Genomic DNA, 15,943 nt, shown 5'->3' on the forward strand with positions numbered 1-15,943 from the left:
CTTAAAAATCCTTTCGGAAATCCGTTAGGTGTTGAAGGGTTGCCGGCTCGCCGGAAATTTCAATTTTTAGAATGTTTGTGGTCTGTTCAGTGACCTTCACGCTTTCGTCAATACGCAGGCCCCCCACCCAGACAATGCCTTCGGGGCTTTGGACAATGGGAATGCGGCCGCGCTCATGACGGTTTATCTTGTTGTTTATAAAAAAATCCTTAATTTTCATGCGGCCCTGCATGCCCAGGGGAACAAACCGGTCCCCGGGACGTGCATTGCGGATGGTCAGGGGAAAATTCACCTTGTCGAGATCCATCCGGGCCGTTTTGCCGTTGTTTTTTAATACCCTGGTATCGCCGTCATTTGTGGTGCATTCAAAGCGGATTTGTGCCCCGGTTTCGGCAATCCGGATACAGGCACCGGCGCTGACGAGTTCCCCCGCGTCCAGCCGATAGGTAAAATCCTCAGTCTTATATTGTCTGCCGGACAATGAAACGGATCTCAAGGATTTTTTTTCCCGGGTCAGCACAAGCCGTTTGCCATCGCAAAAGACCCGGATCCGGCCGGGCAGATGAAACTGCCGGTTACGGGTGCTGTCCTTGTCCGGTGCTGAAATAATCTGCTCCACATGTCTCCAGCCGATGCGCCGCAGGCTGCCCTTGATTTGCCTGAGGGCCATTCGCACAAGTCTTCTCCCGGCTGCCCGGGACTGGCCTGCAAGCGTTTCTGCGCATAACACTACATACCCGGGGCCCTGTTCCAATACAGCCTGCTCAAAAACCGGGGTGACAATTTCGTTTATCCAGGCGTTTTCCGCCTGCATCACGTTTGCGAGCCGCCAGAGCGTCTCGCTGATTTGCGGATTGTAAGTCTGCAGTTCCGGAAGCAGATGGTTGCGGATACGATTGCGGGTAAACCGGTTGTCCTTGTTGGAGTCATCTTCCCGCCATGCAATATGTTTTTCCTGCAGAAACGTTTCAATCTCATTGTGCGACACCCGGATCAGCGGGCGGATGATCGGGCCGCGCACCGGTGAAATTCCGGTGAGTCCTTCGGGCCCGCTTCCGCGAAGCAGGTTGAGCATTACCTGTTCGGCTGTGTCGTCTTTCTGGTGGCCTACGGCAATTCTGTCATATCCGTGGGTCTTTGCGATATCAAAAAAGAAGGCGTAACGCATTTTGCGCCCGGCTTCTTCGAGGCTGATTTTTTCCCGCCGGCACCGGCCCCGTACATCAGACTGCTCCATATAATAAGGCAGATCCATGCTTCTGGCAAGGGCAGCGGTAAAATCGGCATCCAGGTCCGCGTCTTTTTCCCGCAGGCCGTGGTGAACATGGGCAATGCCCAGGCGCCAGCCTTGCTGTTCGGAAAGGACGAACAGGGCATAAAGCAGCGCCGTGGAATCCGCCCCCCCGGAAAAGCCGATGAGCACGGATTGGCCCGGCGCAATCATTGAATAAAAATCAATCGTGTCTTTGACCTGCCGCACCAGCGCATCCGAGACAGATACGGCGGGGCGCCCGGGTTTTAACTTGTTCATGGTCAACCGCTGTTGTACTTCAGTGCGTTTCAATGACATTTTCCTAAAATATAATAACCCTGCTGAAAACACAAATAAATCCGACACGCATATCCACGATGGTGAAATTCTTTCTTGAAAACCGGGCTCACAGTCCTTATAGTAATTTTTCCGGCTGGGATAGGCGGGGTGATAGCGGTGCCCTGTACCCGAAAACCGCTTTATGCGGGGCTGAATTCCCTCCCGAGCATATCGACCGGATATCGTAAATCATTCAGGTCGGCCGCCGCGCAACAGACGGTTACGAACCTCGTCAGGTCCGGAAGGAAGCAGCGATAAGTAATGCCAGTCTGTGTCGCGGATCGTTCCCGGCTTTGCAATGATTTACCCTTTCCGTGCCTATGCAGAGGAGGGTTCCCGGCCGGGATTTTCTCCCTGTTTTTCTCTTTCCTTCCGGTTTTCAGCGAATTTGTTCAAAAAAACATGCCTTGACAATCCACGAGCGTGACTTATTTTTCTGTCAAACTTGATGCAGCCAAAGGTTGCGGAAGCATTTGAGATTATTGAATGCAGCCTGAGGCAGGAAAAAAACAACCAGGCAGCGTTTATAAAATTCCGTTGTATCGCACACGCACAAGGGGCGAAACGTGTCTTTGACGCAAAAGCGGTCAATGCCCCGATATTCGGAGACAAACTCATGAGCAAGAAAAAAATGGAACAAGCCCGAAATAGTGAAGTCCGGGATGAGGATCTGCCGGACAGCGAGCCGGAAGCTGAAACCGGAGAGGTGCAAGAGGCCCCCACGGAGGTGGATCAGTTGAAAAAGGAAGTGGCCGAGGCCCGTGCCGAAGCAGCAGAAACCTATGACCGGCTGCTGCGTTTGTCGGCTGAGTTTGAAAATTACAAGAAACGGATGCAGCGACAGGCAGAAGATCACAGGAAGTACGCCAATGAAAGCATTATCAAGGACCTGCTTTCCGTGGTGGACAACCTGGAGCGCGCGGTCAACGCATCCCGGCAAAGCGGCAGCGAAGCCGACGCCTGCATGTTAGAGGGCCTGGAGATGACCCTCAATGAAATCCGCAAGGTTCTGAAAAAGTATCATGTGGAGCCGGTGGAGGCTGTGGGTCAGCCATTTGACCCGACATATCATGAAGCTGTCATGCAGCAGCCCTCGGAGGATCATCCGGACAACACTGTCATTCAGGAGATGCAGAAGGGATACATGCTCCATGACCGGCTGATCCGTCCGGCCATGGTTGTGGTGGCCAAGGCACCGGCCTGACCGGGGCCGCTGGTGATCAAAATCGTGTGTGAACAAGGCGGACGCACCTGGTAATCCATAACATCTGAAATTGAAAATAAATATCTTAAGGAGGCATAAAAATGGGCAAGGTAATCGGAATTGACCTGGGGACAACCAATTCATGCGTGGCCATCCGGGAGCAGAATGAAACAAAGGTGATCACCAACCCTGAAGGCGGGCGGACAACCCCTTCTGTGGTGGCGGTTAATGAAAGCGGTGAACGGTTGGTGGGTCAGATCGCAAAGCGTCAGGCCATCACCAACCCGGAAAATACGATTTTTGGTGTTAAGCGGCTGGTGGGGCGCAAGTTTGATTCAGACGCGGTCCAGAGAGATATCAAGAATATGCCCTACACCATTGAAAAGGCCAGCAACGGCGATGTCCGGATTAAAATCCAGGACAACAGGTTCAGCCCTGCTGAGGTTTCGTCCTATATTTTAGGCCACATCAAGCGGTATGCAGAGGATTATCTTGGTGAGACCGTCACGGATGCGGTGATCACGGTGCCGGCTTATTTTGACGACAGCCAGCGGCAGGCCACCAAAGATGCGGGAAAGATTGCGGGCTTAAACGTCCAGCGCATCATCAACGAACCTACTGCCGCATCCCTGGCCTACGGGCTGGATAAAAAATCCGATGAGAAGATCGTGGTTTTTGACCTGGGCGGCGGCACTTTTGACGTTTCCATCCTGGAGATCGGCGACGGGGTGTTTGAAGTCAAGGCCACCAACGGCGACACCCATCTGGGAGGCGACGATTTTGACCTGCGCCTGATTGATTATCTGGCCGACGAGTTCCGCAAGGAAAGCGGCATTGATATCCGAAGCGACAAAATGGCCCTGCAGCGGTTAAAGGAAGCTGCGGAAAAAGCCAAAATGGAGCTGTCCACCTCCATGCAGACCGATGTGAATCTGCCCTTTATCACTGCGGATGCAAACGGGCCCAAGCACATGAACGTCAAGCTGACCCGGGCCAAGCTTGAATCCCTGGTGGAAGACCTGGTCGACAGACTGGAAGGTCCCTGCAAAACCGCCTTGAAAGACGCCGGGCTAACGGCTGATAAGATCGACGAGGTGATCCTGGTCGGCGGCATGACCCGTATGCCCGCCGTACAGGAGCGGGTCAAGAACATCTTCGGAAAGGAGCCCAACAAGGGCGTCAATCCCGACGAGGTGGTGGCCATCGGCGCGGCCATCCAGGGCGCGGTGCTTTCCGGGGATGTCAAAGACGTGCTGCTGCTCGATGTGACGCCGCTTTCGCTGGGTATTGAAACCCTGGGCGGCGTGATGACCAAGTTGATCGAGAAAAACACCACGATTCCGACGCGAAAGAGCCAGGTGTTCTCCACTGCCGAGGACAACCAGAGCGCGGTGACCATTCACGTGCTCCAGGGCGAGCGGGAAATGGCCTCGGGCAACAAGACCCTGGGCCGATTTGAGCTCACCGACATTCCCCCGGCGCCCAGGGGCGTGCCCCAGATCGAGGTAACTTTTGACATTGACGCAAACGGCATCGTGCATGTGTCTGCCAAGGACAAGGCCACCGGCAAGGAGCAGTCCATACGGATTACTGCCTCTTCCGGACTGACCCAGGAGGAAATCGATCAGTTGGTAAAGGATGCCGAAAGCCATGCCGAGGAGGACAAGAAGCGCCGCGAGCTGGTCGAAGCCCGCAATAACGCGGACGCCCTGATTTATTCCACTGAAAAGTCGCTCAGGGAACTCGGCGACAAGGTGGATGCGGAAACGCGTCAGCGGGTGGAAGAGATCTCGGGCCGGCTGCGCAAGGCCATGGAAGGCGAAGACAAGGACGAGATCAACAAAATCGCGGAAGAGCTGCAGCAGGCCTCTCATAAACTGGCTGAAACCATGTATCAGCAGGCCTCCCAGGCCGGTGGCGATCAGGCCGGCGGTGCCGGTGCGGAAGCCGGACAGGGCCAGCAGCAGGGTGCAGCAGATGAGGACGTGGTGGACGCTGACTATGAAGAGGTCAATGAGGACAAAAAATAACGTGACGGGTTTTTAAAAAAATAAAAACCCGCGCGATAATCATAATCACCCGGTCTTTGCCCGCTGCGGCAGGGACCGGGTTTTTTTGCGCCCGTCGCCGAAGGGGCCCGCCATACGCAGCGGACCATGAATCGGGTTGACTTTTGCGTTGTTTCTGCTAATAACACGGCTTGCAATATTGAGAAAAACACCGTCGCCGCAGCTCTTTTTTATACCATTTACGGATTGTTATCATACACATAAGAAAAATTTATGCAGCTCACCGAGATACTGGCCAGAAATGCCCGCCTGTACGGCGATGAAATCGCGTTGATCGAGCGGGAGCCTAAAAAAAAACGTCGTGTTGAACTGACCTGGAAGCAATTTTACCATCAGGCCAACGCCTTTTCCCGTGCGCTGCGGGACCGGTTCGGTATTGAAAAAGGCGATCGGGTGATTCATCTGATGATGAATTGTATCGATTGGCTGCCGGTCTATTTCGGCATCCTGAGGGCAGGCGCGGTTGCCGTTCCCCTCAATTTCCGGTTCGAGGCCGCAAATATTGCCGGATGCACGGCCTTGAGCGAGGCAAAGGCAATGGTGTTGGGCCCGGAATTCATCGACCGGATTCGTGCGGTGAAATCAGAGTTGGACCGCCATGTCTCCCACTATATTTATGCCGGCCCCCCGGAGCTGTGCCCGGAGTTTGCAATCCCCTACAGTGAGATCCTACGGGGGGTGGATGTTTCCGAGCCCATGGTTTCCATAACTTCCTGCGACGGAGCGGGAATTTATTTCACTTCCGGCACCACGGGTGAGCCCAAGGGGGTGTATCTGCGCCACCGGCAGCTGGAGTTTTCCTGCTACGTGGAAAACCGGCATCACAACCAGACCCACAGGGACAATTTCCTCTGTATTCCGCCCCTGTACCATACAGGCGCCAAAATGCACTGGTTTGGCAATTTTATCGTGGGCGCCCGGGCCGTGATCTTAAAGGGCGTCAGTCCAAGGGCCATTCTGGAGGCGGTGTCTGAAGAGCACATCACCATTGTCTGGCTGCTTGTGCCATGGGCCCATGACATTCTTGTGGCCCTTGAAAACGGGGATTTGCAGCTATCCGATTACAAACTGGACCAGTGGCGCCTGATGCATATCGGCGCCCAGCCGGTGCCGCCGAGCCTGATTGAAAAATGGCAGCGGTTTTTCCCGGCCCAGGACTATGACACCAACTACGGCCTCACCGAGGCCACGGGCCCGGGATGCGTACATCTGGGCCTGGAGAAAACCCACAAGGTCGGGTCCATCGGCCGGGCCGGTTTTGACTGGGAATGCCGGGTGGTCGATGACCAGGGCAACCAGTTGGAATCCGGGCATGTCGGGGAATTGCTTGTCAAGGGCCCGGGCGTGATGGAGCGGTATTATGGCAACCCTGAAGCCACGCAAAATACATTGAAAGACGGGTGGCTCCACACCGGAGACATTGTCCGTCAGGACTCCGAAGGGTTTTTTTGGCTTGTGGACCGGAAAAAGGACGTGATCATCACGGGCGGGGAGAATATTTTTCCAGTGGAGATTGAAAATTTTCTCATGAGCCATGAAGCGGTTCTGGATGCAGGTGTTATCGGGGTGCCCGATCATCGGCTCGGAGAGGTGGCAGCCGCCGTGATTTCCGTAAAACCGGGCAGGCAGGTCTCCGAAGAGGAGATCAGGGACTTCTGCGCTGCCATGCCCCGCTACAAGCGGCCCCGCCAAATCTTTTTTGATAAGGTGCCCCGAAATCCCACCGGAAAGATTGAAAAACCCGGGCTTCGGAAAAAATATGCTTAATCCTTATAACGCTTCGGACTTCCCGGTCTTTTCGGCATCCTCACGGATCAGGGTCCGGGCGATCTGCATGTCGTAGGCCCGGCGGGGATCAAAACTGTTTTTGGAAAACATGGAAGCCGCCTGGCAAACAGCGTCGTAATCCACCCACCCGTGCTGGTCCCACAACGAGGGGTCATCTGCGTGCCACATCCGGAACTGCACGCTGTGTCCGTTTTGCCGTACATACATGCGAACCCGCTTGTTTTGGGGAAACGGATAGTAGTAAAGACCGTTATCATCTTTCATTGCACCAAAATCCTTTTATACGTCCAGGCGCGCGGCCTCGGTGTCCAGGGTGGCAAAATAATCGGCCATGGTTTCTGCCCGGCGGATGCGCTCGACTGAGCCGTCGCTTTTGAGCAGCAGTTCCTGGGGCCGGAGCTGGGCATTGTAGTTAAATCCCATGGCATGGCCGTGGGCCCCGGTGTCGTGGATGATGATCAGGTCATCCATGTCAATTTTGGGCAGGGGCCGCTGGACTGCGAACTTATCGATGTTTTCGCAAAGTGATCCCACCACGTCCACCACCTCCACCGGATGGGTTTCTTCGGATTTGCCCAGCACGTCAATGTGATGATAGGCACCGTACATGCCCGGCCGCATCAGGGCGGACATGCAGGAATCCACCCCGATGTATTTTCGGTAGATGTCCTTGCGGTTTATGGCCCGGGTGACCAGCACCCCGTGGGGGCCGGTCATGTATCGCCCGCTTTCCATATAAAGGGCCGGCGCCCGGCCCTTTCGGTCCTTGTATCGCCGGTAGACCCCGATAATCTGATCGGCCATGGCCGTCAGGTCCAGGGGCTGATCATCGGGGTGATAGGGGATGCCCAGACCGCCGCCCATGTTGATGAACTCAAACTCGATATCCAGGGCCGCAGACAGGTCGTCAATCATTTCCAGCAGCATTTGAACGGTTTCCACCATGTATGCGTGATTGCGCTCATTGGAAACCAGCATGGTATGCAGGCCGAAACGCCTTGTTCCTTTGTCGCGCATGATCCTGTAGGCATCCTCGATCTGGTCCGTGCTCACCCCGTACTTGGCCTCCACGGGATTGCCGATAATTTCGTTTCCCGTGCGTCCGGGGCCGGGGTTGTAGCGAAAGCTGATCAATTCCGGGATGTCGGCAAGCTTGTCGATCAGGGTGATGTCATCAAGGTTTAAGATGCTGCCGCCGTGGGCTGCAGCGGCTTGAAAGTCGCTACGGGTGGTGTTGTTGGAGGTAAACATGATCAACCCGCCCCGGGCGCCCGCCTGCCGGCTTAACACCAGTTCCGGAACCGAGCTGCAATCAAAACCGAAGCCCATATCCGCCATGATCGCCAGAATGCTCGGATTGGGCAGGGCCTTGACTGCGAAAAACTCCTGAAACGTCGCCGGCAGAGGTGAGAACCGGGTTTTTAATTCCTGAGCGGTTTGTCGGATGCCGGTCTCATCGTATATATGAAACGGGGTGCCGAAATGCCGGGCGATTTGCGGCAACCCCGGAAAAAGGCGATTTTGAAATTCCTGTGACATGGGCATGGTTCCGTCTCCTGTTGCTGTCAGACTTTACGTATGAAAAAATCGGTTTGATGAAACGACTGCCACCATACAGGTCTTTGGGGGGTTTTTCAAGAGCCGGCAACCGTATTCCGGGAATCTGCTTTTTAGGTATTAATCAGGTGTTTCCAGTGAAGGATACATTATATTGTGCTTTTCTGAGATATGTCTCTCCATATGGTGTGGCATACGTAAAAAGCAAATAATTTGCTTGACATAACAACAATTTAAATGGAATGTAGACACAATCTGTTATTCGAAAAAAGTCTATTTTGAATTAACATCATGCGAACAGATATAGGTGAAAGGCTTGAACAAAGATCGGTTACCCGGTTATTTCATCCACAAATCGCCTAACCTGCCGGCAGTTTCAGCACAGCGTTATTTTCACCCGAGTTCTTTCTTTTCTTCATTTATTTATTCCAAAAGAGGTTTTTTGTTTTCGGCCGTTGCCGGGGCAGCGGATTTTTCGGCGGATGCCGTATGTCGGGCATTCCTGAACCCAAGTCAACTACAGACGAGACGCATATGATTTTAGGGAAGAAAAATCAACTTGTTGGATTGGATATCGGTTCCCGCTCCGTTAAGGTTGCCGAGGCCGTGGAATCCAAAAAGGGGTGGCTGCTGAAAAAATTCGGTGCCATTGAGGTGGCGCCCGGTGCCATTGAGGACGGAATGATCAAGGATCCCGAAACCGTTGCCGAAGCCATCCGGGAACTTTTTCAGTTATACAACATCGGGCAGAACAATGTGGCCATTTCCATTGGGGGCTATTCGGTGATTGTGAAAAATATTACAATTCAGAACATGCCGGAAGACCAGTTGTATGAATCCTTGAATTTTGAGGCCGAGCAGTATATTCCCTTTGACATTAATGATGTCAATCTCGATTTCCAGGTTCTTGGCGAAAATGAAAACAATCCCAACCAGATCAATGTATTGCTTGTGGCGGCCAAAAAAGAGATGGTCGACGACTATGTCAACCTGATGGATATGGCCGGCTTAAATCTGTGTATCATCGACATTGATGCCTTTTGCCTGCAGAACATCTATAACCTCAATTATCCCCAAAGCACCGAAAGTATTGCCCTGATCGACATCGGGGCCAGCAAGACCTCGTTGAATATTTTAAAGGAAAACAACTCGGTTTTCTTGCGCGATGTGTCCCTGGGCTGCAACCAGATCAATCAGAAAATTGCCTCCCTGGCCGGCTGCTCCCTGGCCGAGGCCGAGGCATTGAAGCTGTCGGAAAATCCGGACCGGATTTCGTCATCAGATTTCCAGGAAATCATTTCCTCGGTGGTATCCGACTGGTGCAACGAGATCCGCCGGGCTCTGGATTTCTTTTATTCCACCAACCCGGAGGACCAGATTCGTCAGATTATGCTAAGCGGAGGCGGGGCCAACATCAAGCAGTTTCGGGACCTGCTGGCGGTTCAGGCTTCAGCCGACGTCCAGGCCATTAATCCATTTGAGCATTTTGAGATCAAAAGCGATCAGCTTGATGCCGGTTACCTGCAACAGATTGCACCCCAGGCCGCCATTTCCATGGGGCTTGCCATCAGAAGAGTGGATGACAAATGATACGAATCAATCTATTACCGTTTCGTGCAGCCCGGACCAAGGAAAATATCCGCCGCCAGGTTTCGGTTTTCCTGCTTTCCATGGTTCTTTTGCTGTTGGTTTTATTTGCCGTTAACACGTATATGGGCAATCGGGTGGGCGCTCTGGAAACCAGACTGGACAGTCTCAATGAAGACATTGATCATTATTCCAAGCAAGCCCGTCAGGTGGACGTGCTGAAAAAGGAACTGGCCGACCTGGAGCAGAAAATTTTAATTATTGAACAACTCAAAAGCCACCGGACGAAACCGCCCCTGCTGCTGGCCGATCTTACCGAACGGGTGGTTCCGGAACGCATGCAGCTCCAGAAAATGAATTATAACGGATCTGAGCTGATGTTAAACGGAATCGCCATGGACAATGAAACCATTGCCGTTTTCATGAGCCGCCTGGAGCGATCCGGAAAAATCGTTGATGTGAGTTTGGAAAACGCAAAGCAGACAACCCAGTATGATGTGGAAATGAAGAGCTTTGGAATAAAATGCAAGATGGCCGATGCCAGTGCCGTTGCCAATGAAAAGGCGAAAAAATGAAGAAAAAGTCCAAACCCCGGGAAGGCATGGAGCCGTTATTTCGGAAAATCAGCGAGCTTACCAGAAAGCAGCGGATAGCCACCTGCGTGGGAGTTGTGGTTGTGCTGGTGGGACTATGCGGTTATTTTCTGTTTCTGCCAAAATATCAGCGCATGACTGATCTGCGGGAAGACATCAACAGCGCTGAGCAGGAACTGAAGGTAACCAAAGCCAAGGCCGCCCGGTATCCGGCTGTAAAAAAGGAGCATGAAGCGGCCCAGGCTTCGTTTAAACAGGCTGCCCGGGCGCTTCCGGACAAGGAGGAGATTCCTTCCCTGCTGACCGGTATTTCCCAGGCGGGCAAGGCCTCAGGATTGAAGTTTTTGCTTTTCGCCCCTCAGAAAGAAAATGTCAAAGACTTTTACGCTGAAATTCCCGTCAAGATGGAATTGTCAGGGGGGTATCATGATCTGGGAGCCTTTTATGACAGGCTTGCCCGGATATCACGGATTGTCAATGTCAGTGATTTTTCCGTGAGCAGTGATTCGGGCAGTCCCGGCGGACCGCTGCGGATATCCTGCACGGCGGTGACCTACAAATTTATTGATCAGCCGTCAGAAAAGGATGCAAACCAGAAAAAGAAGAAAAGATAACATGATGTCAAAGCCGAACATATGGATCGCAGCGATGATGTTTTTCCTGGTGCCCGGATTGATGGCTCTGGGTGGGAAACCGGAAACGCCGGATGAGGATGTGTCCCGGAGCCGGTCCGTGAAAATCGAGCGCCAGGACAAGGCAAAAGACAAGGCTTCTGAAAAAGCCGTATCCGGCGCCGGTGAGGCCGAAACTGAAAAACCGGTTTCATTGCTGCCCGAAGCGGTAGAAGCCGGGGATGGCAGCGACGGCGGAGATGCCGCCACAGATACGGACGGTGCCGGGGCGCAAGTCGATGAAAAAGAGCTCGGGGATCTGATGATCGACGAGCAGGAAGAGATGTTTCGCAGCGAAGAAAGGCTCTATACCCGTAAAGGCCGGGTGGACCCCTTTGAACCGTTTATGCGGGGCTCATCCAGGCAGGAATCCGGAGAAGAAGAGGATGGTGCTGAACTCCAGCGCCGAAGGCCTCAGACGCCCCTTGAAAAAATTGCTTTGAGCCAGTTAAAGCTTACGGCCATCCTCAGACTGGCATCGGACAATGATGCCATTGCCATGGTGGAGGATCCCTCAGGCAAGGGTTACGTGGTGAAAAAAGGTACCTGGATCGGCGATCAGGGCGGACGGGTTGCGGAGATTCGGTCTGATCGAATCATTGTCCAGGAGCAGTATAAAGATGTTTTCGGTAAAATCGCCGAGCGCGAGATTGAAAAGAAACTTCAGCAATAACCCGGAGAAAAAACATGGATAGTTGTCGCACAAAGTCAAGGATCATCCGGCGGGTTTCTCTGATGATGGGCCTTTTATTATTGCTTGCCGGCTGTGCAACCGGGCCGTCGCCTCAGCAGGACCCGGAGGCGGAGCAAACCTCAGGCATAACCACCATCGAACAGTTAGCAACGGTAAGCCAGCCGGAATCAGCTGAAATTCAGATTCAGACCTCCGGGGAGGTCGATTATACTTCTGTCAAGCAGTTGGAGCCCCTGGGTGTTATCTTTTATTTCCCCCAGGCGCAGCTCGGAGACCTTGACAGGCAATATCAGCCTGAAGACAAAGCCATAGATGCGGTTTTGCTATCAAGTTCCGAAGACCGCAGAAACGTACGGGTTGAGGTGCAGCTGGCCCGGGATATGAATTATACGGTGGACAAGCAGGCTGCGGGTTTAACCATTCAGTTTGATAAAAAGGATTTACCCGACCCGGCCGGATCTGAAGCCGCCCCGAAGCTTTCGGATCAGGCCCGGGAGCAGCGCCAGCAGCCCAGGCTCCCGGAGACCCGCTACGACAAGGGCTCTGAGTCTGGGAGCAAAACGGATTCAGACAGCCAAAAGAAAACCGCAGATGTTTATAAAGACGTTGCCACGGTAAAAGACATTCATTTTGCCAGCGGTGAATCCGGGGCTTCTGTTATTACCATACGCACGTCCCGGCCAGTCAATTATGACCTGGATAGGGCGCGGGATCAACTTCTGAAGCTGCGCCTGACCCGTTCGGCCCTGCCGGATCATGTGGACCGGCGCCCGCTTATCACCACCCGGTTTGACAGCGCCGTTGATCGTGTTATTCCTTATGCGGTACCGGACAAAAAGGACCTGGTGGAGATGATTATTGAACTCCGGGAAGCTGTTCCCTACCGGGTGGAGCAGGAAGGCCCTGAGTTGATGATTCATTTTGAAGCCTCCTCAGTGGGGCCAAGGCCCTATCCCGTGGCGGATTTGCCTGAATGGCAGCAGGTGCTCGAAGAGGTCCTTACGGAAGAAGCCATTGCCGAGGCCGGGCTGTCAACTCGGGCCGAAGCCTCCAGGAGGGCGGAAAAACAGGTTGATTGGCTGTTTGAAAAGGAAGAATACACGGGTGAAAAAATTGCCCTGGATTTTTATGAAACCGATATCAAAAACGTATTCCGGATTCTACAGCAGGTCAGCGGGAAAAATTACGCCATAGACCCGGATGTGCAGGGCAAGGTCACCATCAACATGGAAAAACCCGTGCCCTGGGACCAGGTCCTGGATCTGATATTAAAGCAAAACCGGCTCGGCAAGGTGGAGCGGGATGAAATTATCCGGATTGCCACCCTGGAGACCCTCCGCCAGGAGGAGGAAGCCCGGCGGCAAAGGGTCGAGGCGTATAAAAACCGCATTGAGCAGGAAAAGGCCATGGAGCCGCTGGTCACGGAATATATTCCCGTGAGTTACGCCAGTGCCCAGGGCGAAGTGTTGCCCCATATTGAGGATGTTCTGTCCGACCGGGGCAAGGTCAATGTGGACAACCGCAACAACCAGCTGATTATCACCGACACCATGGACCGCATTGACAAGGCCCAGGAGGTGATTTCAAAAATCGACAGGGTCACGCCACAGGTGGAAATCGAGGCCCGGATCGTGGAAATCAACGAGGACTTCTTAAGAGACGTGGGCACTTCATTCAGTGTGACCAAGGAATCAAATGATGCCGGTTTTGGCGGCAGTTACTTGCATAACATCGCCATGAATCATCCCAGCACAAACACCACCTCCGGCATCGGATTCAGCCTTTCACGGCTCTCGGGCCTGACCCTGGATGCCCAGTTAAACGCCCTGGAAGAAGAAAACAACGTAAAAATCGTCTCCGCACCCAAGATCGTCACCCTGGACAACAAAAAGGCCACCATCAAACAGGGCTTTGAAATTCCCTACCAGACAGTGGAAGACGACGAGGTCAACATTGAATTTAAGGAAGTGGACCTGCGCCTGGATGTTACCCCGCATGTGACGCCGGACCAACGCGTTTCCCTCCAGATCTTTGTGACCAAAAACGAGGTTGCCGAACTCACCCAGGAGGCGCCGGCGCTTTCCACCAACGAGGCGGTTACCGAGCTGCTGGTGGAAGACGGGGATACCATCGTGATCGGCGGCATAAAAAAAGACACCACAACCAAAAGAAAGACCGGTTTTCCGATCCTTAAAGACATTCCCATCCTGGGCTGGATGTTTAAGCGCGATATTCAGGAAAGCGAGAAAAGCGAGTTGCTTATTTTCATGACCCCCAGGATTGTGCAGCTTGAGCAGCGCAAGATGACGGCAACGGCTTCAGATGATAATTAGTGCCCGAACGAAAATCAGGATTTTTCGTCAAGGTCAAGGACGGCGAAAATTTTAACCGCAGGAATACTCGACGTATTTTGAGGATTAAAATTTGAGCCGGACGCAGAGATTGGCGGAAAAGACGGTTTTCGTTCAGGCACTAATTAAGCATGCAGCAAACAAACATCGCATTGATGTTTTTCCCGGGCCGCGGTGAACCCTCGGGCCAGGGGTGCTGCGAAATACAGGCATTGAAAAACCGGGTTATATGATTATTGTAATACGTAGTGGTTTTGATCTGTCAAGCCACATTTGAAAAATTAAAAAAGGGGACATGGCAAAGCCGTGTCCCCTTTTCCCGATCCAACAATCCACGAGCTATGGATATCATTGATGAAAACATTTCTTTTTGTGGCCATTTTTATCGGTGTCTGGGTGGCGCTGCAAGTCTGGATTCTGCCGAAAATGGGCGTTTCCACGTGAATGCGCGATGCCTGCCAGGTGGCGGGCACAGACAAGGAGGCCGGGGAGCAGAAATCAGCAGAAGATGCGGAGCAAAAACGGCTTCAATCCAAACAACCATGATCATGAGCGCATAGGGGAGCAAATCATATGGCACGCGGCGTCAACAAAGTCATTCTCGTCGGCAACCTGGGACGTGATCCCGAAATCCGGTATACCCAGGACGGCCAGGCAGTGGTGAATTTTACCCTGGCCACTTCCATGGAATGGCGGGACAAGGCCACGGGGGAAAAACGGGACAAAACAGAATGGCACAGAATCGTGGCTTTCCGGAAACTGGCGGAAATCTGCGGCGAATATCTGTCCAAGGGCAAGCAGGTTTATATTGAAGGCCGCCTGCAGACACGCTCATGGGAGCAGGACGGGGTCACCAAGTACATTACAGAGGTGGTGGCCAATGACATGCAGATGCTGGGTTCCAAAGGCGATAGCGGCGGCAGAGGGGGATACAATTCCGCGCCCGCTTATGATGACCAGCCGTCATCGCCCCGGGGCGGAGGCGCCGGAGACGCGGAGGATGATATCCCGTTTTGACGACAGAAGTTTTTTTGTCATAAAAGCCGGTCCGCAGGCGGATTTGGGAAAAACCGCCTGCGGACCGGCTTTTTGATTTGAAACAGGGGAAAAAACGGTTTTCTTTATTTTTTTTCGTTGTTGTTGTCTTGCCGGGGCTCTTCAATTTGTTCGGCCGGAGGCTCGTCGCCGGAAACCGATTTTTTGAAATTGCGGATTCCTTTTCCGATGCCCGAGCCGATTTCCGGGAGTTTGCCCGCTCCGAACACAATCATAATGATCACCAGAACAACAATGAGTTCCGGCATGCCGATGCCAAACATGGAATATGGCCTCCTTTTTGCGATTTCCGCAGGGAATTTGTCCGCGGTCGATGGATTGATTTTTGATAATAGGCAATCCCGCCTGTCCTGTCAATTGCTTAATGCGTTCGCAACAATGGGTTTAACGGGTTTGCACTGATTTCAGGTATGCAATAGCCCTTGTCAATGATTTTGAAATGCGGTATATAAATAAATTTTAAATATTAACCAAAGGGTAGGAATCTGCAATGAAAAACGATTTTCGCCCCGCGGGCTTTCCGGCCTGGATCGGAAGCCTGCCCATGGATGATCATGAAAAAGCAGCGGAGGTGATGTTTGAATATACCCCGGATATTCCGTTGTGGGTGCAATTGCCCAAATTTGCCGCCGAAGGCATGGTGGCCCAGTTTTCCAAAGGAATGCCGGGCCTGACACGACAGAATGACAAGATTTTCGTGGATTCGGCTGATGAGCGTTTCGATGACGCCCTGATGGGTTTCTACGAGGCCTACATGGAAGTGACCGAAGGCGGCCGGGACA

General features: G+C 53.0%; 13 protein-coding genes, 1 other RNA gene and 1 pseudogene. 11 read left to right on the top strand and 4 right to left on the bottom strand.

All coding sequences use genetic code 11. The annotated features are described in order from the left end of the window. Position 1: 1 nt before the first annotated feature. Positions 2 to 1,564, bottom strand: coding sequence for a tRNA lysidine(34) synthetase TilS (tilS, locus tag R6U41_RS09790; protein ID WP_410269656.1), 1,563 nt, complete (start codon positions 1,562 to 1,564; stop codon positions 2 to 4). A 121-nt stretch (positions 1,565 to 1,685) separates the two neighbouring features. On the opposite strand from tilS, the gene ffs reads away from it, so the two are divergent. The 4 genes from ffs to R6U41_RS09810 all read left to right on the top strand — a co-directional run bounded on the left by ffs (position 1,686) and on the right by R6U41_RS09810 (position 6,631). Next, positions 1,686 to 1,931, top strand: an RNA gene (gene ffs / locus R6U41_RS09795) — signal recognition particle sRNA large type. Between the two features lie 276 nt (positions 1,932 to 2,207). Beyond that, the gene (grpE, locus tag R6U41_RS09800; RefSeq protein ID WP_410269657.1) at positions 2,208 to 2,795 is read left to right on the top strand and encodes a nucleotide exchange factor GrpE; all 588 of its coding nucleotides are present in this window, start codon (positions 2,208 to 2,210) and stop codon (positions 2,793 to 2,795) included. Positions 2,796 to 2,896: 101 nt separating this feature from the next. Beyond that, positions 2,897 to 4,825: a molecular chaperone DnaK gene (gene dnaK, locus R6U41_RS09805; protein ID WP_410269658.1), complete on the top strand. Its 1,929-nt coding sequence runs from the start codon at positions 2,897 to 2,899 to the stop codon at positions 4,823 to 4,825. Between the two features lie 252 nt (positions 4,826 to 5,077). Beyond that, positions 5,078 to 6,631, top strand: a complete 1,554-nt coding sequence (locus R6U41_RS09810; RefSeq protein ID WP_410269659.1) for a class I adenylate-forming enzyme family protein — start codon at positions 5,078 to 5,080, stop codon at positions 6,629 to 6,631. 3 nt (positions 6,632 to 6,634) lie between these two features. On the opposite strand, the gene R6U41_RS09815 is transcribed toward R6U41_RS09810, so the two are convergent. Together R6U41_RS09815 and R6U41_RS09820 are read right to left on the bottom strand one after the other, a co-directional pair. Further along, a complete protein-coding gene (locus tag R6U41_RS09815) occupies positions 6,635 to 6,916 on the bottom strand; it encodes a hypothetical protein (protein ID WP_410269660.1) in 282 nt (93 codons plus the stop codon). Positions 6,917 to 6,931: 15 nt separating this feature from the next. Continuing rightward, a complete protein-coding gene (locus R6U41_RS09820) occupies positions 6,932 to 8,191 on the bottom strand; it encodes a diaminopimelate decarboxylase (RefSeq protein ID WP_410269661.1) in 1,260 nt (419 codons plus the stop codon). A gap of 552 nt (positions 8,192 to 8,743) precedes the next feature. Between R6U41_RS09820 and pilM the strand changes: the two genes are divergently transcribed. The 6 genes from pilM to ssb all read left to right on the top strand — a co-directional run bounded on the left by pilM (position 8,744) and on the right by ssb (position 15,122). Beyond that, positions 8,744 to 9,799, top strand: a complete 1,056-nt coding sequence (gene pilM / locus R6U41_RS09825; RefSeq protein WP_410269668.1) for a type IV pilus assembly protein PilM — start codon at positions 8,744 to 8,746, stop codon at positions 9,797 to 9,799. Next, the gene (locus R6U41_RS09830; protein WP_410269662.1) at positions 9,796 to 10,371 is read left to right on the top strand and encodes a PilN domain-containing protein; all 576 of its coding nucleotides are present in this window, start codon (positions 9,796 to 9,798) and stop codon (positions 10,369 to 10,371) included. Before pilM ends, R6U41_RS09830 begins: the two co-directional genes overlap by 4 nt. After that, on the top strand, positions 10,368 to 11,003 hold the full coding sequence (locus tag R6U41_RS09835; protein WP_410269663.1) for a type 4a pilus biogenesis protein PilO: 636 nt from the start codon (positions 10,368 to 10,370) through the stop codon (positions 11,001 to 11,003). Before R6U41_RS09830 ends, R6U41_RS09835 begins: the two co-directional genes overlap by 4 nt. Before the next feature lies 1 nt (position 11,004). Continuing rightward, positions 11,005 to 11,733 (top strand): pilus assembly protein PilP, encoded by a 729-nt coding sequence (locus tag R6U41_RS09840; RefSeq protein WP_410269664.1) that lies wholly within the window; start codon positions 11,005 to 11,007, stop codon positions 11,731 to 11,733. Positions 11,734 to 11,747: 14 nt separating this feature from the next. After that, the gene (locus R6U41_RS09845; protein ID WP_410269665.1) at positions 11,748 to 14,087 is read left to right on the top strand and encodes a type IV pilus secretin PilQ; all 2,340 of its coding nucleotides are present in this window, start codon (positions 11,748 to 11,750) and stop codon (positions 14,085 to 14,087) included. Between the two features lie 591 nt (positions 14,088 to 14,678). Continuing rightward, complete coding sequence (ssb, locus tag R6U41_RS09850) at positions 14,679 to 15,122, top strand: single-stranded DNA-binding protein (protein ID WP_410269666.1); 444 nt, start codon at positions 14,679 to 14,681, stop codon at positions 15,120 to 15,122. 104 nt (positions 15,123 to 15,226) lie between these two features. Here the strand turns inward: ssb and tatA are convergent, their stop codons facing one another. Beyond that, entirely contained in the window at positions 15,227 to 15,424 is a 198-nt protein-coding gene (tatA, locus tag R6U41_RS09855; RefSeq protein WP_410269667.1) for a twin-arginine translocase TatA/TatE family subunit, read from the bottom strand. Positions 15,425 to 15,651: 227 nt separating this feature from the next. Here tatA and R6U41_RS09860 point away from each other — a divergent pair. After that, positions 15,652 to 15,943: pseudogene (locus R6U41_RS09860) on the top strand (hypothetical protein); the annotation flags it as partial.

Source organism: Desulfosalsimonas sp. (assembly GCF_046483245.1).
Lineage (GTDB): Bacteria > Desulfobacterota > Desulfobacteria > Desulfobacterales > Desulfosalsimonadaceae > Desulfosalsimonas.